Annotated in this window: 25 protein-coding genes; 5 read left to right on the top strand and 20 right to left on the bottom strand. The window is 28.8% G+C overall.

Annotated elements, in window-relative coordinates; translation table 11 throughout:
- Positions 1–55 precede the first annotated feature (55 nt).
- Both uvrA and AC5SL8_RS02790 read left to right on the top strand, forming a co-directional pair.
- Positions 56–2,935 (top strand): excinuclease ABC subunit UvrA, encoded by a 2,880-nt coding sequence (gene uvrA / locus AC5SL8_RS02795; RefSeq protein ID WP_494580686.1) that lies wholly within the window; start codon positions 56–58, stop codon positions 2,933–2,935.
- A 27-nt stretch (positions 2,936–2,962) separates the two neighbouring features.
- Positions 2,963–3,556 carry a urate hydroxylase PuuD gene (locus tag AC5SL8_RS02790; RefSeq protein WP_494580684.1) on the top strand — a complete coding sequence of 198 codons (594 nt, stop codon included), beginning with the start codon at positions 2,963–2,965 and terminating at the stop codon, positions 3,554–3,556.
- On the opposite strand, the gene secF is transcribed toward AC5SL8_RS02790, so the two are convergent.
- The 13 genes from secF to AC5SL8_RS02725 are packed head-to-tail and all read right to left on the bottom strand — an operon-like array spanning position 3,553 to position 14,333.
- A complete protein-coding gene (secF, locus tag AC5SL8_RS02785) occupies positions 3,553–4,446 on the bottom strand; it encodes a protein translocase subunit SecF (protein WP_494580682.1) in 894 nt (297 codons plus the stop codon). The genes AC5SL8_RS02790 and secF overlap by 4 nt on opposite strands.
- Positions 4,447–6,000, bottom strand: coding sequence for a protein translocase subunit SecD (gene secD / locus AC5SL8_RS02780; protein WP_494580680.1), 1,554 nt, complete (start codon positions 5,998–6,000; stop codon positions 4,447–4,449).
- A 12-nt stretch (positions 6,001–6,012) separates the two neighbouring features.
- Positions 6,013–6,297: a preprotein translocase subunit YajC gene (yajC, locus tag AC5SL8_RS02775; protein WP_494573721.1), complete on the bottom strand. Its 285-nt coding sequence runs from the start codon at positions 6,295–6,297 to the stop codon at positions 6,013–6,015.
- 53 nt (positions 6,298–6,350) lie between these two features.
- Positions 6,351–7,610: a serine--tRNA ligase gene (serS, locus tag AC5SL8_RS02770; protein WP_494580678.1), complete on the bottom strand. Its 1,260-nt coding sequence runs from the start codon at positions 7,608–7,610 to the stop codon at positions 6,351–6,353.
- On the bottom strand, positions 7,603–8,367 hold the full coding sequence (tatC, locus tag AC5SL8_RS02765) for a twin-arginine translocase subunit TatC (protein WP_494580676.1): 765 nt from the start codon (positions 8,365–8,367) through the stop codon (positions 7,603–7,605). The genes serS and tatC overlap by 8 nt, the downstream gene beginning before the upstream one ends.
- Positions 8,354–8,587: a Sec-independent protein translocase protein TatB gene (gene tatB, locus AC5SL8_RS02760; RefSeq protein ID WP_494580674.1), complete on the bottom strand. Its 234-nt coding sequence runs from the start codon at positions 8,585–8,587 to the stop codon at positions 8,354–8,356. The genes tatC and tatB overlap by 14 nt, the downstream gene beginning before the upstream one ends.
- Positions 8,588–8,592: 5 nt before the next feature.
- Positions 8,593–8,793, bottom strand: coding sequence for a twin-arginine translocase TatA/TatE family subunit (gene tatA / locus AC5SL8_RS02755; protein WP_494573725.1), 201 nt, complete (start codon positions 8,791–8,793; stop codon positions 8,593–8,595).
- A 42-nt stretch (positions 8,794–8,835) separates the two neighbouring features.
- On the bottom strand, positions 8,836–9,537 hold the full coding sequence (gene scpB, locus AC5SL8_RS02750; RefSeq protein WP_494573726.1) for an SMC-Scp complex subunit ScpB: 702 nt from the start codon (positions 9,535–9,537) through the stop codon (positions 8,836–8,838).
- Entirely contained in the window at positions 9,534–10,274 is a 741-nt protein-coding gene (locus tag AC5SL8_RS02745) for a segregation and condensation protein A (protein WP_494573727.1), read from the bottom strand. Before AC5SL8_RS02745 ends, scpB begins: the two co-directional genes overlap by 4 nt.
- An 8-nt stretch (positions 10,275–10,282) precedes the next feature.
- Positions 10,283–11,230 (bottom strand): glycoside hydrolase family 3 N-terminal domain-containing protein, encoded by a 948-nt coding sequence (locus AC5SL8_RS02740; protein ID WP_494580672.1) that lies wholly within the window; start codon positions 11,228–11,230, stop codon positions 10,283–10,285.
- A gap of 9 nt (positions 11,231–11,239) precedes the next feature.
- Positions 11,240–11,485, bottom strand: coding sequence for a hypothetical protein (locus tag AC5SL8_RS02735; RefSeq protein WP_494580670.1), 246 nt, complete (start codon positions 11,483–11,485; stop codon positions 11,240–11,242).
- Complete coding sequence (argS, locus tag AC5SL8_RS02730) at positions 11,485–13,218, bottom strand: arginine--tRNA ligase (protein WP_494580668.1); 1,734 nt, start codon at positions 13,216–13,218, stop codon at positions 11,485–11,487. Before argS ends, AC5SL8_RS02735 begins: the two co-directional genes overlap by 1 nt.
- Positions 13,218–14,333, bottom strand: a complete 1,116-nt coding sequence (locus AC5SL8_RS02725) for a deoxyguanosinetriphosphate triphosphohydrolase (RefSeq protein WP_494580666.1) — start codon at positions 14,331–14,333, stop codon at positions 13,218–13,220. Before AC5SL8_RS02725 ends, argS begins: the two co-directional genes overlap by 1 nt.
- A gap of 50 nt (positions 14,334–14,383) precedes the next feature.
- Between AC5SL8_RS02725 and AC5SL8_RS02720 the strand changes: the two genes are divergently transcribed.
- Both AC5SL8_RS02720 and xth read left to right on the top strand, forming a co-directional pair.
- The gene (locus AC5SL8_RS02720; protein ID WP_494573732.1) at positions 14,384–14,701 is read left to right on the top strand and encodes a HesB/IscA family protein; all 318 of its coding nucleotides are present in this window, start codon (positions 14,384–14,386) and stop codon (positions 14,699–14,701) included.
- Positions 14,701–15,477 carry an exodeoxyribonuclease III gene (gene xth, locus AC5SL8_RS02715; RefSeq protein WP_494580664.1) on the top strand — a complete coding sequence of 259 codons (777 nt, stop codon included), beginning with the start codon at positions 14,701–14,703 and terminating at the stop codon, positions 15,475–15,477. Before AC5SL8_RS02720 ends, xth begins: the two co-directional genes overlap by 1 nt.
- On the opposite strand, the gene AC5SL8_RS02710 is transcribed toward xth, so the two are convergent.
- Genes AC5SL8_RS02710 through AC5SL8_RS02700 form a run of 3 tightly spaced genes read right to left on the bottom strand, consistent with a single transcriptional unit; the run spans position 15,469 to position 17,244 of the window.
- Positions 15,469–16,467 carry an Ldh family oxidoreductase gene (locus AC5SL8_RS02710; protein WP_494580662.1) on the bottom strand — a complete coding sequence of 333 codons (999 nt, stop codon included), beginning with the start codon at positions 16,465–16,467 and terminating at the stop codon, positions 15,469–15,471. The two genes, xth and AC5SL8_RS02710, sit on opposite strands and share 9 nt — an antisense overlap.
- Positions 16,468–16,483: 16 nt before the next feature.
- Positions 16,484–16,882 carry a hypothetical protein gene (locus AC5SL8_RS02705; RefSeq protein ID WP_494573735.1) on the bottom strand — a complete coding sequence of 133 codons (399 nt, stop codon included), beginning with the start codon at positions 16,880–16,882 and terminating at the stop codon, positions 16,484–16,486.
- A complete protein-coding gene (locus tag AC5SL8_RS02700) occupies positions 16,882–17,244 on the bottom strand; it encodes a Fur family transcriptional regulator (protein ID WP_494573736.1) in 363 nt (120 codons plus the stop codon). The genes AC5SL8_RS02705 and AC5SL8_RS02700 overlap by 1 nt, the downstream gene beginning before the upstream one ends.
- A 110-nt stretch (positions 17,245–17,354) precedes the next feature.
- Between AC5SL8_RS02700 and AC5SL8_RS02695 the strand changes: the two genes are divergently transcribed.
- The gene (locus tag AC5SL8_RS02695) at positions 17,355–17,576 is read left to right on the top strand and encodes a DUF6552 family protein (RefSeq protein ID WP_494580660.1); all 222 of its coding nucleotides are present in this window, start codon (positions 17,355–17,357) and stop codon (positions 17,574–17,576) included.
- On the opposite strand, the gene AC5SL8_RS02690 is transcribed toward AC5SL8_RS02695, so the two are convergent.
- From AC5SL8_RS02690 to AC5SL8_RS02675, 4 genes are read right to left on the bottom strand one after another with little or no spacing between them, the layout of a single operon-like run.
- Positions 17,566–17,904, bottom strand: a complete 339-nt coding sequence (locus AC5SL8_RS02690; RefSeq protein ID WP_494580658.1) for a diacylglycerol kinase — start codon at positions 17,902–17,904, stop codon at positions 17,566–17,568. The genes AC5SL8_RS02695 and AC5SL8_RS02690 overlap by 11 nt on opposite strands.
- A 5-nt stretch (positions 17,905–17,909) precedes the next feature.
- Entirely contained in the window at positions 17,910–19,115 is a 1,206-nt protein-coding gene (locus AC5SL8_RS02685) for a sugar phosphate nucleotidyltransferase (RefSeq protein WP_494580656.1), read from the bottom strand.
- Positions 19,115–20,833 carry a dihydroxy-acid dehydratase gene (gene ilvD / locus AC5SL8_RS02680; protein WP_494580654.1) on the bottom strand — a complete coding sequence of 573 codons (1,719 nt, stop codon included), beginning with the start codon at positions 20,831–20,833 and terminating at the stop codon, positions 19,115–19,117. Before ilvD ends, AC5SL8_RS02685 begins: the two co-directional genes overlap by 1 nt.
- The gene (locus tag AC5SL8_RS02675) at positions 20,833–23,460 is read right to left on the bottom strand and encodes a valine--tRNA ligase (RefSeq protein WP_494580652.1); all 2,628 of its coding nucleotides are present in this window, start codon (positions 23,458–23,460) and stop codon (positions 20,833–20,835) included. Before AC5SL8_RS02675 ends, ilvD begins: the two co-directional genes overlap by 1 nt.
- Positions 23,461–23,565: the final 105 nt, after the last annotated feature.

The raw sequence follows: 23,565 nt of genomic DNA, 5'->3' as shown, positions 1-23,565 counted from the left end.
TTATATCACAATATAACCTGAATATTAATTTTATTAATTTAAAGCAACTAAAATTATGATCAAAAAGATAGTTATCAAGGGTGCAAAAGAACATAATTTAAAGAATGTTTCAGTTGAAATTCCTAAAGATCAATTTGTAGTTATAACTGGACTTTCTGGTTCAGGAAAGTCCTCTCTTGCTTTTGATACAATTTATGCTGAGGGGCAAAGACGTTATGTTGAGAGTTTATCTGCCTATGCACGTCAATTTTTAGATAAAATGAAAAAGCCAAATGTTGATCTTATTGAAGGTTTAAGTCCTGCTATAGCAATAGAACAAAAAAATACATCAAAAAATCCAAGATCAACAGTTGCTACTGTAACAGAAATATATGACTACATGAGAGTGCTTTATGCAAGAGCTGGAATACCATTCTCTCCATTTACTGGCAAACCTATAACATCACAAACAATTACTCAAATTGTAGATTTAATAAAAAAATTACCAAAAAAATCTACAATTTATATTTACGCTCCAGTAGTAAGAGGTCGTAAGGGTGAATATAAAAAAGATATTCTTAGTTATAAAAGAAGAGGTTTTAGAAAAATTAAGATAGATGAAGTTTTGTATGATATTGAAAAAGCTCCTGATTTAGATAAAAAAATTAAACACGATATATCGGTTCTTGTAGATAGAATTGTTATTAATTCATCTCTTGGAAATAGGTTGGCTGAAAGTATAGAGGCGGCTGTAAATCTATCAAATGGCTTGGTTTTTGTTGAATATGAAGATGAAACCTTGCCTCAAAAGTTTAGAAAAACTGAAAAATTAATTTACTCAACTAAATTTGCATGTCCTGAGAGTGGATTTACTATTGAAGAGATTGAACCAAGACTATTTTCCTTTAATAGTCCGTACGGTGCCTGTGCTGAATGTGAGGGTATTGGGATAAAGCTAAATGTAGATCCAAATTTAGTAATACCCGATGAGAGAAAAAGTATCGCTGATGGAGCAATTGAGCCATGGGCCAAGTCTACAACACTATATTATGCACAAACACTAGCTTCAATAGCAAAACATTACGGATTCTCATTAGATGAAAGGTGGAAAAAATTACCAAAAAAAATTAAAGATGTAATTTTATTTGGTTCAGATGAAGAAGAGATAAAATTTAATTATGATGATGGATATGAAAAATATTCACACAAGAAAACTTTTGAGGGTGTTATCAATAATTTAGAAAGAAGATTTTTGGAATCTGATAGTGAATGGAAGAGAGAGGCAATAGCCGAATATCAATCAGATTCAGCTTGTGAAGGATGTAATGGAAACAGGCTTAAAGAAGAGGCTTTATGTGTAAAAATAGACAACCTAAATATAAGCGAAGTTACAAAAAAATCAATTTTAGATGCCTCTAAGTGGTTTAAAGAATTAGAAGTTAAATTAGATAAAAGACAATTTAAAATAGCTGAACATATTTTAAAAGAAATCAATGAAAGATTAAATTTTCTTTTAAATGTTGGTTTGGATTATCTAACTCTCTCTCGTGAGTCTGGAACTTTATCCGGTGGAGAAGCTCAACGAATAAGATTAGCATCTCAGATTGGTTCTGGATTAACCGGAGTTCTTTATGTTCTAGATGAACCTTCTATTGGATTACATCAAAAAGATAATGTTAAACTAATTGATGCGCTCAAAAGACTTAGAGATTTAGGAAACACTGTAATAGTTGTTGAACATGATACTGAAACTATGCAAAATGCAGATCATATAATTGATTTGGGCCCTGAAGCTGGAACTAAGGGTGGAGAAATTATAGCTCAGGGAACTTATAGTGAAATCTTAAAAAACAAAAATAGCATAACTGGACAATACTTATCTCACAAAAAATATATCGAAATACCCAAAACAAGAAGACTTGCTAAAAATGGTAGATTTGTAGAAATTAATGGTGCATCTGGAAACAATTTAAATAATGTAGATCTAAAAATACCAATTGGTAGTTTTACTTGTGTAACAGGAGTTTCTGGAAGTGGTAAGTCTACATTAATACTACAGACCTTGTATCATGCACTTAATTTAACTTTAAATAATAAAGCTCGAAAAGTGCCAAAAGCATTTAAAGGATACAAGGGCGTTGAACTCATTGATAAAATTATAGATATCGACCAGTCTCCTATTGGAAGAACACCTAGATCAAATCCGGCCACTTACACTGGTGCTTTTGGTCCTATAAGAGATTGGTTTACAGCGCTTCCTGAGTCAAAAACTCGTGGTTATAAACCTGGAAGATTTTCATTTAATGTTAAAGGTGGTCGCTGCGAAGCATGCGAGGGTGATGGTGTAATTACTTATGAAATGCATTTCTTGCCTGATGTTTATATACAATGTGATGAATGTAAAGGAACTAGATATAACAGAGAAACCTTAGAGATTAAATTTAAAGGAAAAAGCATTGCAGATGTTTTAGACATGTCTGTAGATGAAGGATGTGAATATTTTGAAAATATTTCAAACATTAAAACTAAATTATTGACATTAAAGAAGGTAGGTCTTGGTTATATAAAAATAGGACAACAAGCTACAACTCTATCTGGTGGTGAGGCTCAACGTATTAAATTAGCCAAAGAACTTTCAAAAAGATCTACAGGAAGAACTATGTACATATTAGACGAGCCTACAACAGGTCTTCATCAACATGATATTAAAAAACTATTAGAAATATTGCACACATTTGTAGCTCTAGGAAATACAGTTGTTGTTATTGAACATAATCTAGATGTAATTAAAACAGCAGACTATATTGTCGATATGGGACCTGAAGGTGGTGTCAAAGGTGGAAATATTATCGCAGAGGGCAAACCTGAGGATATTATCAAAATAAAAGGTAGTTATACTGGTGAATTCTTAAAACCCATGCTCGATGAAAAATTTAAAAAGAGGTTAAAAATTTAAAAATTTAGTGTATAAGTGATTCTAATTATGGGTAATTTACTATCATCACTTTCAAAAACTATTCACGCATCATTAGCTTTAGCTTTAATTTTTTTTCTAGGGTTATTTTATGGTAATGGTGGTTTTGATTTTGATACAATTTTTTGGAGTTGGTTAACAAGATTTATTCATGTAACGGTTGCTATAATGTGGATTGGGCTTCTTTGGTATTTTAACTTTGTACAAATTCCAAATATGCCAAAAATCCCTGACGAACAAAAGCCCGCTATAGGTAAAGTTATTGCTCCAGCCGCATTATTTTATTTTAGATATGCTGCATTACTGACAGTTCTGTCAGGATTAATTTTAGCTTATTTAAATGGTTATTTACACGATGCTATGACATTAGGTGGTGGTGGAAAAAATACAGCTATAGGTATTGGTATGTGGCTTGGTTTATATATGGCATTTAATGTTTGGTTTATAATTTGGCCAAATCAAAAAAGAGCATTAGGCATGGTTGAGTGTGAACCTGATGTTAAAGCAAAATCAGCAAGAACAGCTATGCTGTTTTCAAGAACAAATACACTTCTTTCTCTACCAATGTTACTTTCAATGGTAGCGGCACAAAATTTATATTAATTTTTTTCTGCTTCTTCTTTTATAATAGTTTTTTGTGATACTCTTAATTTAACTAATATTGGATTGGCAATATAGATTGAAGAATAAGTTCCAAAAATAACCCCAAATATCATAGCGAGTGAAAAACCTTTAAGTATCTCTCCACCGAATAAATATATTGAAAGTAAAGCAAGTAATGTGGTTATTGAGGTAATTAGAGTTCTTGATAGAGTTTCATTTATCGACTTATTAGTTAGGTCAAAGATTTTAATATCAGAATATTTTCTGAGATTTTCTCTTACACGATCAAAAATTACAACTGTATCATTCATCGAATAACCAACTATTGTTAAAACTGCGGCTACTATCGATAAATTAATTTCTAAATTTAATAGAGAGAATAAACCAAGCGTTATTAGAACATCATGAAACAAAGCTATAATTGCACCTAAACTAAACTGCCATTCAAATCTTATCCAAATATAAAATAACATTGCTGCTAAGGACAAAAGTATTGCAGTTATACCAGACTTTAAGAGTTCAGAACTTACCTTGGGGCCAACATTTTCAACTCTTCTAAAGGTAAAATTTTCTCCAATTGAATTGGCAAGATCTTCTTTAATTAATTCAATAATATTTGAACTTGTGTCTTTTTTTTCAATTTTAATCAAATAATCATTATCTTGACCAAAATTTTTAATATTAACATCACCTAAATTCATTTTGCTGAATACACCACGAAGAGTTGCTACATTAGTTTGGTTATCTTGAGTTCTTAATTCAATTAATGTGCCCCCTTTAAAGTCAATACCAAAATTTAGACCTTTAAAAGATAAAAGTATTATTGAAATAGCAACTAACAATGTTGAGACTATACTGAATGATTTATAAAATTTATTAAAATTTATCATCTAAATAAGTTTAGGTTTTTCTTTATTTTTGACCACATAAAAACTTGTTAATAATCTTGCAATAAAATAAACCGAAAATAATGTTGTAAATATTCCAACAGCTAATGTTACAGAAAACCCTTTAACTGGTCCTGACCCCATAAGAAATAATATAATTGCTGCAATTAAAGTTGTTACATTAGCATCAATGATTGCTGTTTTGGATTTAACATAACCTGAGTCGAATGCTATAATATTATTTTTTTCTTCTCTTAATTCTTCTTTTATTCTCTCAAAAATTAAAACATTTGCATCAACAGCCATACCAACAGTTAATATTATTCCTGCAATTCCAGGTAACGTTAAGGTTGCTCCAAATAATGTTAGTATACCAATCAAAAAAAATAAATTTACTATCAAAGTGATATTTGCAATCAAACCAAATACTTTATACTTATAAATCATAAAAATTATGACCAAAGCAAATCCAATACATAGTGACATTATACCAGCATTTATCGAATCTTGTCCAAGATCTGGCCCAACTGTACGCTCTTCTATTATGTTAAGTGGGGCTGGTAATGCTCCAGATCTAAGAAGTAAAGCTAGATCAGTTGCTGATTGAAATGTAAAGTTTCCACTGATTTGTCCAGATCCACTTACTATGGCATCTCTTATTACAGGCGCACTAACAATTTTACCATCAAGAACTATAGCTAATTGTTTACCAATGCCTTCTGTAGTAGCTTTACCAAATCTTTTAGCACCTACTCTATCCAGTGTGAAAGACACAACTGTTTCGTTGGTTTGAGTATTCATATTAGGTTGTGCATCAAGTAGGTTTTCACCACTCAAAATTATTCTTTTACTTACCAGGGCTTCGTTTGTTTCATCATCGTACTTAAGAATTTCTGCACCAAAAGTGTCATTGTCATTTTGTGTTATAAAACGAAAACTTAAATTGGCAGTTTTTCCTAATAAAGATTTTATCCTCATAGGATCATCTAAACCTGGTAATTCAACTAAAATTCTATCGTTTCCCCTTTTTAGAATATTTGGTTCATTTGTGCCTACTTCATCAACTCTTCTTCTAACTATTTCTATTGCTTGCTCCTGTGATGATGTTTTAATTTCAACTAACCCATACTTTGAAAGTTTTAGTTGGAATTCACTATTTGAAGATATTAAGTCAAATTGGTGGGATTTGTATTGTGGATAATAAGGATTTATCTCACTATCTTTATCAATAAAAAAAGATTCTGTTTTTTCTTTTAAAGTTGGATCTACATTAAAAATTATAGATTTATTAGATATTCTTAAGTCTATAAATTTAATATTTTCCTTGTTCAGAAAATTTCTAATATCGGTTGCTGTGTTTTGTAATTTTTGAAGTTCTACGGGATCATTATCAATTTCGAGTAAAAGATATGACCCACCCTGCAGATCTAAACCAAGATTTATTTTTTTTGAAAAAAATTTATCTTCAGTATTTGAAAAATTTGATAACGATATAAATAAAAAAAATATAGTTATTATAGATATTATAATAATTCTTAATTTTGAAAAATATAACACTTCAACTTGATATTATTTTTTAACTTCAGGTGTATTTAGCAAACCTTGAATACCTGTAGATTTAATAATCTCAACTTTAACGTTTTCAGAAATTAAAACCTCAACTTTTTCGTTATCAATAACTCTTTCAATGGTTCCAATAATCCCAGCAGAGGTAACAACTTTGTCTCCTCTTGTTAAGTTCTCAACCATGGCTTTATGCTCTTTAACTTTCTTTTGTTGAGGTCTTATTAAAAAAAAGTAAAAAATAACAAAAATTAAAATTAATGGTATAAATTGACCTATTCCTTGATCCATATTTCTCCTAGATTAAAATGAATACTTATAACAAATAAGTGATTAAAACAACTTTAAATCTTATTGATTTTATCAATTTTATTCATGTATGGTTTTAAAGCCTCTGGAATAAGAATTGAACCATCCTCTTGTTGATAATTTTCAAGTATTGCTACTATTGTTCTGCCGACAGCCAAACCACTTCCATTAAGAGTTCCAACAAATACTGTCTCTTTTTTACTATTTTTATATCTAGCTTTCATTCTTCTGGCTTGAAAAGAACCACAAGAGGAACAACTTGAAATTTCTCTATATTTATTTTCAGATGGTAACCAAACTTCAATATCAAAAGTTTTTTCTGCACTAAAACCCATATCACCTGAGCATAATATAATCTTTCTGTAAGGTAGTTTTAACAAGTCTAGAATTTTTGTTGCACAGTTAGTCATTCTATCTAATTCAGCTAAACATTGGTTTGGCTCTACAATACTAACCATTTCAACTTTGTAGAACTGATGTTGCCTAATCATTCCCTTAGTGTCCTTTCCATAGCTGCCAGCTTCTTTTCTAAAGCATGGTGTTGATGCAACCATTCTTATTGGAAGAATTTCTTTATTAATAATCTGATCTTTAACCATATTGGTTAATATCACTTCAGCAGTTGGTATTAAAAACTTTCTATCATTTGAATCATCAAGTTTGAGTTCAAACTGATCATTATCAAATTTTGGTAATTGACCTGTTCCAAACATTGTAGAGTCGGTTGCAATTAATGGAGGTGATATTTCTTTATAACCATTTAAATTAATATGAGTATCAAGCATAAAATTAGAAATCGCTCTTTCTAGTAAAGCAAGTTTATCTTTAACAAAGACAAATCTAGATCCTGTGGTTTTTGTCGCAAGATCAAAATCAAGCATATTTAGATTTTCACCTAGCTCATAATGAGACTTAGGCTTGAAAGTAAAATTTGGTATTTTTCCTGATTTTAAAATTTCAATATTAGAGTTTTCATCTTTACCTATCGGAACATCATTATACGGTAAATTCGGTAATGATGCTAAAATATTGTCTAATTCATTTTTTATTTTACTTTGAGATGATGAAATTTCTTCAATTTTTTTTGAAATTTCTTTTGATTTCTCAAATAAAGATTTATCTTTAGATTTAGATATTTCTTTTTTTTCTTTTTCTAAATTTTCTTTTTCTTGTATAAATTTTCTATTATTTTCATCTAATAATAAAATTTTTTCAAAATCGACATCAATAAATCTTTTTTTAAGACCATCTTTAAATGATGAAATATCACTTCTAATATCTTTAATATTATGCATCTAATTTATTCTTTTTTTCAATAATATTTACTGAAAATATAGATAATTCATATAAAATCAATAAAGGTATGGCTAAACCAATTTGTGTTATTGGGTCTGGTGGTGTCAATAATGCAGCAGCAGCAAAAATTATTACAACAACATACTTTCTTCTTTCTCTTAGAAATTGAGCATCAACAATTCCTACTCTAGCAAGTAAACTTAAGACAACTGGTAACTGAAAACTAATCCCAAATGCAAAAATTAACTTCATTACTAAGGATAAATATTCATTTACTTTAGCCTCTAGCTGAATAGGCAAACCAGTTGCAGCTCCTGAGCTTTCAAATGATAAAAAAAATTTAATTGCAAGAGGCATGATCAGATAATAAACAAGCATTCCTCCTAAAAAAAATAATATAGGTGTTAAAACTAAGTATGGAATTATTGCAATTTTTTCATGTTTATACAATCCAGGAGCGATAAATTTCCAGATTTGCATTAATATATATGGACAGGTTACAAAGAAAGCAGCAAAAAAAGAAACCTTTAAATAAGTTAAAAAAGTTTCTTGTAGTGCGGTAAAAATCAATCTTCTATCTGTACCAGTTTCTTTTACTGCTTTAGCAAAAGGTTCTACCAAAAAACCATATAAACTCTCAGAAAAAAAATAACATCCTATAAAAAATATGAATAAAAAAATAAATGAATGGATTAATCTTTTTCTTAATTCAGCTAAGTGACTTATGAAGCCTCCGTCATTATCAGATTTTGTCATTATCTTTATCTTTATTTTTATTCTCTTCTTTTGATTTTTTTATTTCATTAGATTCAATATCTAAATCTGCAACTTCACTTTGAATATTGTTAATATATCTCTTTGTTGTACCAATCCATGAACCTACTTTTTTTAACATAAATGGAAAATCTTTAGGGCCGATTACAATAATAGCTACTGCTACTATTAATAAAATCTCAAACCAGCCTATAGTGGGCATTTGACTTACTCTTTGTCTTTACTGTCTTGATTATCTTCAGAAATATTTTTGGGCTCTGGTTCATCGGTAATGTCTGAAGCCATTCCTTTTTTAAAACTTTTAATACCCTTGGCTACATCACCCATTAGACTAGAAATCTTACCTCTACCAAATAGTAGGACAACTAAAATTACAACGATTGCTATTTGCCAAATTCCAATGCTCATAGGTTTTTATACATCTTTTAATTAGTATTTTAAAGAAACTTTTTATTTGTCTTCATTGGAATTCAATGTGCTGCTTAACATCTCATCTATATTTTCATAGATATCTTCCTTTTTTTCTTCTTGTTTCTCCTTGTAAAACTTGCCAGTACCAAAAATTGCATTATCAATATTTGAACTATCAATTAAACCAGCAGATCCCAATTCATCAACTGTAGGTAAGTCAGACAATTTTTGAAGACTGAAATGACTTAAAAAGTCATCAGTAGTTGCATATTGAATTGGTTTACCAGGAACATCTTTTCTTCCTTGGGGTTTGACCCAGTTTAACTCCATAAGTATTTCCAATGTATTCGTACCAAATGCTACACCTCTAATTTCCTCAATTTCAGCTCTAGTTACTGGCTGGTGATAAACAATAATTGCCAATGTTTCTATTGCAGCTCTTGAAAGTTTTTTTTCAACTGTTTTTTCCTGTGACATTAAATTTGATAAAGTTTCAGAAGTTCTAAATGACCATTTGTTAGAAATACAAACTAAATTTATGCCTCTTGACGAATAATCCGTTTGAAGTTTTTCTAAAGTTTTTAAAACATTAATTTTTTTTGAAATTTTTGACTCAATTGTTTCAATATCCAAAGGTTCTGCTGCTGCAAAAACTATAGCTTCAACTTCTTTTTCTCCAACATTTATTTTTTTTGGAAATTCAAAAATATTATTTTTCAAATTCTTTTTAACCTTGTTCATTTAATTTCCTTAACATAAATTTCATCAAATAAATTATCTTGTTTGATTGTTAGATTACCTTCTTTAACAAGTTCAAGGGATCCAGCAAAAATTCCTGCTTTTCCAGTACGTTTATATTTAAGACCACTCTTAAACGTACTGGGTATTAAGTCATTTATATTTTTCCAATCTATGAGTTTACCAAAAAATTCTTTAATTCTTTTAATGCCATCTTCTGTGGTGAAAACAGGTAGCTTGGGGATATTCATTCTTTGAAAATCTTTTGTCATAATAATAGATGAATAAGACTTAAGTAATTCGTATAAGTTTAATTTATATTCCGTACTATAAATTGATCTTATATTACCTTTGATTCCTCTAAGTCTAATTTCTCTACCTAATCTTTTTCTTTTTAACATTTGATCAGAAAGTAAACGAATTAATTCCAATTTTTTTAATTGTAATTTTAATTTTTCAGCAACTTCTAAAACTTTAAATTCTTCTTCAGGATTACCAGGTAATAATAATTTAGATTTTAAATATGTAAGCCAAGTTGCCATTAATAAATATTCTGAGGCGACTTCTAAATTCAAATTAGATTGACTTTTTATATAATTATGAAATTGGTCAGCTAATAAAGTTATTGAAATATCTTCGAGATTAACCTTTTGGGCTTTTGCTAAATCTAATAATATATCAAGAGGTCCTTGATAATTATCAAGATCAACATTGAAGTTTTTAGAATCATTAATCGACATTCCAAATATTAGCTTATAATTTTGTAAAATTGTGATGTTTTTTTAATTATAAATTTGTTTAAAAATGGAGAATTAGTAGCCACAGCTTTCATTTCCTTAAGATTTCCATTGCAGTGTAAAACCAAATCACATCCAGCACTGAATGCTTTTATCGTATTATCTTTTATACTAAATTTTAAACTTTTCATCGAAATATCATCTGACAACAAAATATTTTGAAATTTAATTTTTTTACGAATTATATCTATTACTTTTTTTGAATGAGTGGCTGTATAAACTTTATCAATATGAGAATAGACAATATGTGCCGTCATCCCAAAAAGACATTTCTTGTTCTTAAATGGTATAAAGTCCTTTTTTGACAAATATTTAAGATTTTGTTTGATTGTAGGTGTTAATTTATGGCTATCTACTTTTGCTAAACCATGCCCTGGAATATGCTTCATAATGGTTCCTATTTTATTTTTATGAAAATTTTCTATGCAAATATCACCAATTCTTGAAACTACTTTGGGATCATGGGAAAAAGATCTATCACCTATGATGGAGCTTGAACCTTTTAATCTTAAATCAAGAACAGGGACAGTATTGAGATTTACACCTATTAACTTAAGATGATTAGCTGTTTCTGCAATAAATTCACTATATTTAATATTAAAAATTTTTCTTTCTTTAGAATATAAATTTCCAAAAAATTCACTAGTTGATAAATCATTATTTAGAAAATTTGTAAGCCTGTTAACTCTACCTCCTTCTTGATCTAATAAAATAGGGTATTTTGTATCATTGAATATCTTTTTAATGTGATTGGTTAATTTTTTTGTTTGTTTAATTGTCTTAATATTGCGCTTAAAAAGAATTATTCCCCAGGGTTTATATTTTTTTAAAAAGAATATTTCTTTTTTATTCAATATTGTTGATTTAATTCCTATTATAAAACTTCTTCTATTAATCATCACTGTTTATCAATTTCCAAAAACTATGATTTTTTTTTTATTATCTAAATTTTTTTCAACATATTTTACAACATTATCGGTGTCGTTATTTAACAAAATTAGTTTTTCTGAATAAGAAATAATCATTTCATTAATTTCTTGTACTGATCTGTAGGATTTCTTTTTATTATTATCTGAAAAATAATAATCAACAGCCAAAAAAATAGTTAATATTATAAATAATATAAAAAAAAGATATTTTAACTCTTTAAACATTACATTTTTTCAGGAGTGCTAACTCCTACAATAGACATACCACTTTTAATTACATTAGATATTATTTTTAAAAAAACTAATTTATCATTAGGAATTTTTTTATCGTCATTTATGAATCTTTTGCTCTTATCTTCTTTGCCCATATTCCAGTATGAATGAAATTCAGATGAAAGTTCATAAAGGTAAATAGGTATTCTATGAGGCTCAAGCCTTGAACTTGCAGTTTCTATACATTTTGGCCATTCAGCAATTTTTTTTAATATATTCATTTCATCTTTAGAATAATTAAAGTTATATTCTTTCATTTTTAAATCCTTATTAATATCTAATCCCACATGTCTAAAGACAGATGAAATTCTGGCAAAACAGTATTGAACATAATAAAGAGGATTTTCTTTAGATTTTTCTTTGACTTTGCTAAAATCAAAATCAAGCTCAACATCACTACTTCTATTTAACATAATAAATCTTGTAGCATCCTTTCCAACTTCAGAAATTAAGTCTTCAACAGTTATATAGTCTCCTTTTCTTTTAGACATTTTAAAAGGTTTCCCTTCTTTAATAAGTTTTACAAGTTGGCTAACTTTACAAACTAACTTATTCTTAGATCCTGATAACGCTTCAACAACCGAGGTAATTCTTTTAATATAGCCAGCATGATCTGCGCCCAAAATATTAATTAAAATATCATAATTTCTCTCTAATTTGTTATGATGGTAAGCAACATCGCTTGCAAAATATGTCCATGTTTTGTCTGATTTTTGTAAAGCTCTATCTTTATCATCACCAAAATCTGTAGATCTAAATAAAAGCTGCTCTCTTTCTATCCATTCTCTATCATTATCTCCTTTAGGAGCTTTGATTTTTCCCTGATAGATCAAATTTTTTTGTCTAAGATTTTCGATTACTTTTTCAACTTCCTTATTTTGGACAATAGTAGTTTCACTAGTAAATTTATCGTGAATTATTCCAAGATTTGCTAAATTTCCCTTAATCAATTTTAAAGACTCAGAAACAGAAAGAAGTGTTAATTCTTTAGCTATATGCTCAAAATTGTCAAATTTATAATCATTTTTGATCTTTATAATATTGTTAGCTATATCTATTAAATAGTCACCTGGATAAAGATCTGTATTATCTTTTGGAAAGTTTTCATTATAAATTATTTCTCTAATTCGATAATAAACAGACTTAGTAAAATTTATAATTTGATTACCGTAATCATTTACATAATATTCTTTTGAAACATCATGTTTATTAAATATCAATAGATTAGATATAACATCACCTAAAATTGCCCCCCTACAATGACCAACATGCAACGGACCTGTGGGGTTGGCGGATACAAATTCAATCAAATATTTTTTTTTCTTTTCTTTAATATTGGTTCCATAGCTTATGTAATTGTCATTTACATTCTTTATAAAATTATTCCAATATTCTGATTTAAATTTAATGTTGATAAAACCTGGTTTTACTACATTTATTGAGTCAATTAACACATCTTGTTTCTTTATTTCATTAATTAAAAAATTAGCTAAATCCATTGGGGATTTTTTATTAATTTTTGATAAGAACATTGCTACATTTGATGAAATATCACAATCAAAGTTAGCAGGTGGAATATCAACATTAATTCCATTTAAAGATTCTGGCAAAACAATTAATTTATCTTTATTTAGTTTTTTAATTAATATTAATATCTTGTCTAAGTATAAGTCAAAAATGTTCATTAAATAGTTTTATTTAAATTAATTGCATATCTGTCAGTCATACCAGAAATAAAATCAGCTATTGCTCTATTAGAGTCTGCTTTTAATTGTTCCTTCGATATATACTTCGATGGGTTTTTTTTTATCTTAAAAAATAATTTACTGATAATTTTCTTACCTTGGTTATTTTTTAATAATACATTTTTATTATTATACATTTTAGTTCTTAAAAAAAGTCTAATTTCTTTTTCAATTGATAAAAACTTATTTGAAAAGCAAACAATACTATTATCAAAATTATAAACATCTTTTATAGTCTTAATTTTATTAATCTTTAAATTGTACTTTGTATTAGCAATCAAATCTCTAACCATTAAATCAATCGAGTCTCTTATAATTTGATATATCAAAATATCTTTGTTATTTTTTTTAATATTTTTTTTATGTGATTTATAAATATCTCTAAAAAAATTAATTTCAATTAAGTCATTTAAATCAAATAATTTAGCTTTTATCCCATCTTGAATATCATGATTGTTATAAGCAATATCGTCAGAAATTGTTGAAATTTGTGCTTCAAGTGATCCTGAATTCTTATATTTTATTTTTTTATTAAAATTTTTTAATCCAATTAATCTGTTAACAGTAGATAAGTCATTAATAGGACCATTATGCTTTAACAATCCATCTAGTGTTTCTATTGTTAAATTTAGTCCTTTAAATTTTAGATACTTGTGTTCTAAAAACATAACAATTCTTAAAGTTTGAAGGTTATGATCAAATCCTCCATAATTTATCATGCAATCATTAAGAGCATCTTCACCTGCATGACCAAATGGAGTGTGACCCAGATCATGAGCAAGGCTTAAAGTTTCTGAAAGATCATCATTCAAACCTAAATATTTAGCAATAGATCTAGCTATTTGTGCAACTTCTATTGAATGAGTAATTCTAGTTCTGTAATGATCCCCCTCTGTATTAACGAAAACTTGAGTTTTATGTTTTAGTCTTCTAAAGGAAGCACTATGTATAATTCTGTCTCTATCTCTTTGAAAAGACGTTCTATAAACTGAATTGTTTTCTTTATGTAAACGACCTATACTTTTAGAAAGAGCCAAATGAGAGTAATTATTCATGCTTTAAATTCAATAAATTGATATTATAATAGTAATACCAGTGTTGTGTTATGTTTAAAGAAATTAAATTTACAGATAAAGCTATAAAACAGATTAATAATTTGCTCTCCAAAAAATCTCCTGGTTCTTTTTTTAGAATCGCTATTAAAGGTGGTGGATGTTCTGGTTTTCAATATGAATTTACTTTTGATAATGAGATATCTAATGATGATCTAAATTATGAAAAAATTCTAATAGATAAAACTTCAGCTGATTTATTAAAAGGATCTGAAGTAGACTATGTTTCAGAACTAATTGGTGATCAATTTAAAATCTCTAACCCACAAAGCAAATCTTCTTGCGGTTGTGGTGTTTCATTCTCTATATAATGGTTATCACATCTTGGAATGTTAATTCTGTTAGAGCAAGAATTGAAAATATTAAAGAATACCTTCAAAAATTTTCTCCCGATGTTGTTATGATGCAAGAAATTAAAACACAAGATGAGACTTTTCCCTATGATGATTTTTCAACATTAGATTATGAAAGTTATGTATTTGGTCAAAAAAGTTATAATGGTGTTGCTATTATATCTAAGCATAAACTAGAAAATGTTAGAATAGATTTGATTAAAGATAAATTGAAACAATCTAGAATTATTTCAGCAGAATTAAAACATAAGAAAAAAAATATTCAACTGATTAATATTTACACTCCAAACGGTAATCCTGTAGATACTGATAAATATACTTATAAAAAAGAATGGTTAGATACCTTGATTAAACAACTAAAGTCTCTTTCAAAAAAAAATGAAAATATTATTTTAGCAGGTGATTTTAATATTCTTCCTTCAGCAGAAGATGCTTATAATATTAAAGGGTTTGAAGATGACGCTTTATACCGACTTGAGATAAGAAAAAAATTTAGAGAAATAATTAATTTAGGTTTTCATGATGCTTACCGTCATATTCATGGTGGAACAGAAGGATATACTTATTGGGATTATATGAGAGGTGCTTGGCAAAAAAATAATGGTTTAAGAATTGATCACTTCTTAGTATCAAATTCTTTATTAAATATAGTTAAGAATGTTAATATTAACAAAGACCCCAGAGGAAAAGAAAAACCTTCAGATCACACCCCTATTGAAATTGAATTAGCTTAAAGATTTAATTTTAATAACAAGTTCTTCATTAATATTTCTTGGTCCTTTATCTAATCTATTTTTATGCCTTCTTTCACCTGGAAGTCTAACCCCATCCATAGCTGACATTTTACTAAAAAATTTATCAGCATGTTTATCCCAACCTTTACCAGAAATTTTATCTGGTGAGATTGCTATAATAAATTCACCACCACTTGGCGGACCACCATCGTTATTATCTTTAGCAGCAGTTTCAAAACTAAAATTTTCTCCAATTAATGCTCCAGCTAATAACTCAACCATCATTGCTATACTAGACCCTTTATAACCACCAAATGGAAGTATAACTCCACCATCAGCAATTTCTCCAGGATCAGTTGTTTCTTTACCTTCTTTAGTTAAGCCTGTTCCAAGGGGAACTTTGTGTCCTTCTCTTTTTGCAATCTGAACTTCACCCATTGCCATTGAGGCAGTGGCCATATCATAGACAACTGGAGTTTTACCTGGTCTAGGCCAAGCAAAAGAAATTGGGTTTGTACCATATAAGGGTTTCGTAGCACCAGCTGGTGCAACAGCAGGCTTATAAGACGTACAAGCGATACCGACTAGGCCAGCTTCGGCAATAGCTTCAGTTTCAGGCCAAAGGGCTGCCATGTGATGTGAATTTTTTATTGCTAGAACTGCTACGCCATTTTTTTTTGCTAATTCAATAACAGCGGGTAGTCCTAAACTTAGAACCATAGGAGCAACTGCATTATTACCTAATACTTTAATAATACTTGGAGCAACATTTTCTAATTCAGGTCTTGCTTTACCATTAATCTTTTTACTTTTTAAGCCCGCAACATAAGCAGGTAATCTAAACAAACCATGAGACACAGAGCCGTCTCTTTCAGCTCTCATAATAGTGTCAGCTAAAATACTAGCATTCTCTTCATCACAACCATTAGCTAATAATGTTTTTTTTGCTAAATCAAAAATTTCATCTAATGTAAGGGAAACTGTACTCATTCCCCTATTAGATATTTTATTTATGCTTGGTTTTCAAATCTTTTTTTAGATCTTCATGATCACCTACAACAGTGTGATACTGACTTTTTGTTACATATTTTTCTAAAAAAGGTACGGATAAAAGAGGTAAAAAACCTCCAAGCACAATACCAATAGCTGCACTTTTTAAATCAGGATCAAGTAAGGCCGCTATAAAGTCTGCTATAATATGAGCTAAAACAATTCCAATTATTCCAGCAATTGCACCATTAGAAATTAATTTTAAAAAACGGTTTATACTCCAACCTGAATAAAAACCAATTAATGGAATTAAAGTATGTACAAAACCAAATATAAATCCTCTTAATATTTCGTATTCTTCTATAAGTTCTTCTAAAAAATGAAGAAATTCTGGTAATTCGTGTGCGTGTTCCATTAGTTACATCTCCTACATATTGTTGAAACTTCAAGCTGAAAATTACTGAAGTCATAATTTTTAATTGGGTTTTTTTTAAATATTGTTTCAAATAATTCTGATTTAAGTTCTTCTGTGTCTCCACAATCTCTACAAATAGCTATAGATGGATTATGTTTAACATGCTCATGACTGCACAATACATAGGTTTTATTCTGATTGGATTTATGTATCTTGTCTTCTTCAATTAGTTTTTTTAAAGATCTGTAAACAGCCATTGGTTGTATCTTTTTAAATTTTTGAAATTTATCTAGTATTTCATAAGCAGTTAAATGCTTCTTTGATTTCTTAATTATATCAAAAACTATATCATTATTATTCATTATGTGATGTTATAACATAACATTTATTTTGTCAATACACTGCTAATAAAGTTTTTGTTTCCTTTATAATTGTAATAAGATTCTCATAAAACATACATATAAAGGAGGTTATGTTTATTAAAAAATACCTTAAATGGATCAGTACTGCTTTAGTATTAACTGGAATATTATTAACTAATTTAAATATCTATCCTATCAATATTTACTTTCATGGTTTAGGTGTGGTTGGATGGACTGTTGCAGGATTTTTATCAAAAGATAAAGCTATATTAACAAACTTTGGTTTACAGATACCACTATTCTTAATTGGAATTTATAAAATTATATTTTAGTTAACATGGAATAAAATACTTCAATAATCAAAGATAATAATATTAGAAAAACAGATGCACTAGCTAAATCTTTTATTTTTTTAATGTCTTTGTCATTTTTGATAGTTATTTTATTACACAACATTTCAATAGCTGTGTTAACAATTTCTGCTACTAACAATAATAAATATGTTAATAAAATAATTATTTTTAGTAGTGGATCTAATTCTTTAATTAAAACATAGGGAACTATAAAAATACCTAATAAGATTTCTGCTTTAAACGAATGCTCTCTTAAAGCTACCTTTAATCCATTTATTGAATTTATAAAATTATTAAACAGTTTCATTGACACTAATTAACTCTACCATAAATATCTTCATATCTAACTATATCTGTTTCTTTAAGAATTGATCCAATTTGGGCTTCTATAATTTTGACTGGTTTCTTTCCAGGGTTTTGAATTCTATGAATAGCCTGTAATGGAATAAATACATGTTCATTAGGCTTTTTTATAAACTTATCTTTGTTTAAAGTTATTTCTGGATTTCCTTGTGTAACTAACCAATGTTCGGCTCTATGATGATGTTTTTGAAGGCTTAAAATACCTTTAGGTTTAACGAATAATTCTTTAATTAAGAATTCTTTTCCTTCAAACAAATTGGTATACCTACCCCAGGGTCGGTAATAAATATTTTTTTTCTTAGCATATTTATTTTTGTTTTTGTCATACATTTTTAAAATCTCTTTCCAACTTCCAAGATCAGACCAAGGTATATCTAATTTAATACCATTAATTTTTTTTGTTTTTTCTAAGATTGCATAATCAAAAGATTTAGCAGTTGCTTTAATAAATGACGCTTTATTTAAATAATAAGTATTATTTTTAAGTTTTGCTTTTTTAATAGAGTTAACACAATTTTTATAAATAATTGGCTGGTGTTTTTTAAAGTTATTTATTATAGAGTCTTTTCTAAGGAAAAACATTCCTGAATTCCAATAACCTTTTTGTTTTATAACCTGCCTAGCTTTAGCTTCTTTTGGTTTTTCAATAAATTTAATTACTTTATTAACATTTCCTTTGATTTTTTTAGTTACAAAATATCCATATTCACTTGATGGAGATGTTGGTTTTATTCCAAATATAAAAATATTTTGATCAGTTAAATTTGATTTATTTTTGTTAATTGCTTTATTAAAAATACTCATCTTTTCAATCAAATGATCAGCTGTAAAAAACATTAACGGTTGATCATCAGGAATATCTTTAATTAGAGCTGTGCTTAAAATAGCTGGAGCTGTATTTCTTTTTGCTGGTTCTAATACAATTTTAAATTTCTTAATCTTATTTTTTTTAAGATGTTGTTTAACTTGTTTTAAATATTTTTTATTAGTACTTATAATTGGTGAGTCATAAATGGACGCTTTAGTTCTTTCTAAAGTTTTGCCTAATAAAGTCCAATTACCAAAATCAATGAATTGTTTTGCTTGATGATTTTTTGAATTAGGCCAAAGTCGAGTTCCAGCACCACCACATAAAATGACTGGACGAATTTTCATTAAATTTCTGAATAATCCTTAACTTCTTTTTTCTTACCAGGATGAGTTGGAGCACCTAAATAAGCTGGTCCTACTGTTTGCGCATATTTCCACAGTGTGCCAGAACCAAAATCTGATTTTCTTGGTTTCCATTTTCTTTTTCTTGAAGCTAATTCTTTTTTAGATAGTCTGACATTAATTGACCCTTTTTTAGCATCAATATCAATTATGTCTCCATTACGTAGCAGCGCTAAAGGGCCTCCTAGAGCCGCCTCAGGGCCTACATGACCGACACAAAACCCTCTCGTAGCTCCTGAGAACCTTCCGTCAGTTATAAGGGCAACTTTCTCACCCATGCCTTGACCGTAAATTGCACCAGTAGTTGATAGCATCTCTCTCATACCTGGGCCTCCAACAGGACCTTCATAACGAATAATGATAACATCCCCTTCTTTATACTTTCTGTTTTGAACAGCTGACATTGCATCTTCTTCATTATCAAAACATCTAGCTTTACCAGTAAATTGTAATTTTTTAAGTCCTGCGATTTTAACAATACCACCATCTGGTGCTAAATTTCCTTTTAAACCAACTACACCACCATCTGGAGATAATGGATTGTCATATTTTCTTAGAACTTTTTGCTTAGGGTTAAATTTAATATTTTTTAAATTTTCCTTCATAGTTTTTCCAGTAACCGTCAAACAATCACCATGAATAAAACCTCCATCATACAGTGTCTTTAACAACATAGGGACACCACCTGCTAACCACATATCTTTTGCAACATATTTTCCTCCTGGTTTTAAATCAGCAAGGTAAGGAGTTTTTTTAAAAATTTTAGCAACATCCATTAAATCAAATTTAATTCCAGCTTCATTAGCAATTGCTGGTAAATGTAACGCAGCATTAGTAGATCCACCAGTTGCAGCGACTATGGTTGCGGCATTTTCTAAAGCTTTTTTTGTTACAATATCTCTAGGTTTAATTTTTTTCTTTAAAAGACTCATAACCGTTTTACCACTAGCTTTTGCATATTTATCTCTTTCCTCGTATGGAGCAGGAGTTCCTGCAGAATATGGTAAAGCAAGTCCTATAGCTTCAGATACACATGCCATAGTATTTGCAGTAAATTGCCCTCCACATGCTCCAGCACTTGGACATGCAACTAATTCTAATTTTCTAAGTTCTGCTGATGACATTTGACCAGATGAATGTTTTCCAACAGCCTCAAATACATCAACAACTGTTACATCTTTTCCTTTATATCTTCCTGGAAGAATTGAGCCTCCATATATAAACACACTTGGTACATTTAATCTAACCATTGACATCATCAATGCTGGTAAAGATTTATCACATCCAGCAATACCAACTAACGCATCATAACAATGGCCTCTTACAGTAAGTTCAGCAGAATCTGCTATTACCTCTCTTGAAATTAAAGAAGATTTCATTCCTTCATGACCCATTGCAATTCCATCAGTAACAGTAATTGTACAAAATTCTCTAGGTGTACCACCATTAGCTCTAACACCTTTTTTAACAGATTGAGCTTGTCTCATTAGAGCAATATTACAAGGCGCTGCTTCATTCCATGTAGAGACAACTCCTACAAATGGTTTTGCTACATCTTTTTCAGTTTCACCCATTGCATAATAAAATGATCTATGAGGAGCTCTATCTGCACCTAAAGATGTATGTCTACTTGGGAGTTTTTTTTTGTTAAATTTTGCCATTATATACCCTTAATTGTTACTGATATTTTATCAATATCATTCTTTAAATTATTATAATTAGTTTTTTCCTGTTCAACAATCTCTTTTGGCGCTCTATCTACAAAACTTTTATTTTCCAATCTTTGAGATATCTTGTTCATTTCGTCTTGAATTCTATTTTGTTTGCTAGTTAAATTTTCTTTTATAAGTTTTAAATCAACATCTTTATCAAAATAAATTTTAAATAAATTTCCTGAAACAACCATGGTTGCTGCTGGTTTATCCAAATCATCACTAAGAATATTATTTATTCTTCCTAATTTTTTAAGGATAATTTCATTATTATTAATAAAATCTTTTTGAGCGTCATTAATATTATTTATGGACATATCTATGAATGAACCAGGGCTTAAATTTAACTCATTTTTAAACGATCTAATTTCAGATATAATGCTTATGATATTCTCAACTTGTTCAGTACTATTGTCTTTATTAATCTTTCCAGTTGGCCAATTAGCATGCATTAAAAAATTTTTACTAGAATTATCAAACTTATTTTTAAGCCAAATTTCTTCAGTAACAAAAGGAACAAAGGGATGTAATAAAATCAAAATTTGCTTGAATAGATAGCTAGAAACTTTTTTAACTTCAGATTTTGCCTCTTCATTATTCGAAAACAGTATTGTCTTTGATAATTCTAAATACCAGTCACAATAAGAGTGCCAAGCAAATTGATAAACATTTTTTGCTGCCTCATCAAATCTGTAGTCTTTTAAATTTTTCTCAATTTTTGACTTTGCTTCAAGTAGTTCTGCATAAATCCATTTATTAATATTAACTGATAAATTTGGAATTTTATCGATATTGGTAAAATCACATTTATTTGTTATTAAAAAATTATTAGCATTCCAAAGTTTATTAAGGAAATTTCTATATCCTTTAACCCTATCTTCAGAAAGCTTTACATCTGTGCCTGGAGATGCCATTGAAAGTAGAGTAAATCTTAATGCATCAGCACTATATTTTTCAATTAAATCTAAAGGATCAATTACATTTCCTTTTGATTTTGACATTTTTTGTCCCTTCTCATCTCTTACTAATGCATGAACATAAATATCTTTAAAAGGTTCTTTATTTAAAAATTCTGTGCCAAACATAATCATTCTTGCAACCCAAAAAAAGATAATATCAAAACCTGTAACTAGAACAGATGTTGGGTAAAATTTTTCAACATAATTTTTATCCTCAGGCCAGCCTAAAGTTGCAAATGGCCAAAGACCAGATGAAAACCAAGTATCCAAAACATCTGCATCTCTTTTTAACTCAACATCTTTACCATAATGTTTTTTAGCTAAATTTTTTGCTTCTTCTTCATTGTAAGCTACAAAGATTTTTTTATCTGGACTGTACCAAGCTGGTATTTGGTGACCCCACCAAAGTTGTCTTGAGATACACCATGGCTCAATATTGTTCATCCATTGAAAATAAGTCTTTGACCAATTTTCAGGAAAGAAATTTGTCTTTTTTGAGCTAACAACTTCTTTAGCTTTAACAGATAATTTTTCTGCATCTACAAACCATTGTTCGGTTAAAAATGGTTCGATTATTGAATTTGATCTATCTCCATATGGAACTTTATTCTTAATATTTTCTTCTTTTACAAAAAATTCTTTTTCTTTAAGTTCTTTTAAAATTCTCTTTCTTGCCTCAAATCTATCTAATCCAATATATTCTTTAGGAGCATTTTCATTGATTTTACCAGCTTCTGTAAAAATATTAATAATCTTAAGATTATTTCTTTGTCCAACATCATAGTCATTAAAATCATGTGCTGGAGTTATCTTTAATGCTCCTGTTCCCTGTTCAGGATCCGCATAATCATCTTCTATAATCTTAATCTTTCTGCCAACAATTGGTATCGTTACTACTTTGCCAATAAAATCTTTAAATCTTTCATCTTTTGGATTTACAGCAATCGCAGTATCTCCCAACATTGTCTCGGGTCTAGTAGTTGCTATTGTTATAAACTCATCACTTCCGTCTATTGGGTATCTAATGTAATAAATTTTAGAATTTACCTCTCTTTGATCAACTTCAAGATCAGAAATTGCTGTTTTTAAAACAGTGTCCCAGTTCACAAGTTTCTTATCTTTATAAATTAAATCTTTATTATAAAGATCCACAAAAACCTTGATTACCGATTTAGATAAATTTTCATCCATTGTGAAAGCATTACGAGACCAATCACAAGAACATCCAAGTTTTTTTAATTGATTAATGATAATATCACCGTATTGCTCTTTCCATTCCCAAACTTTTTCAATAAATTTTTCTCTACCAATTTCATTTTTATCAATCTTTTCAGCTGTTAGTTTTCTCTCGACTAAAGCTTGAGTGGCTATACCAGCATGATCTGTTCCTGGCTGCCATAAAGTTTCATAGTTATTCATACGGTGATATCTAACTAAAAGATCTTGAATAGAATTATTCAAAGCATGACCCATGTGAAGGCTGCCAGTAACATTGGGTGGAGGTATAACAATGGAGAATTGTTTTTTATGTTTTACTGGTTTAAATAAATTATTTTTTTCCCAATAAGAATAAATTTTGTCTTCAACGTCAGTATGTATGTATTTATCGTTACTCATAGATGATTATAAGTTTATAATTTAATAATATGAATTAACAATAATCATTTTTGAAGGCTTATTTGGTAGACTAATTTTATATATTTAATATATAAAAGGATCTGT

Source organism: Candidatus Pelagibacter sp. PS_41 (genome assembly GCF_059417725.1).
The sequence above is the reverse complement of the archived record's forward strand: the minus strand, read 5'-3'. Positions and strand labels throughout refer to the sequence as shown.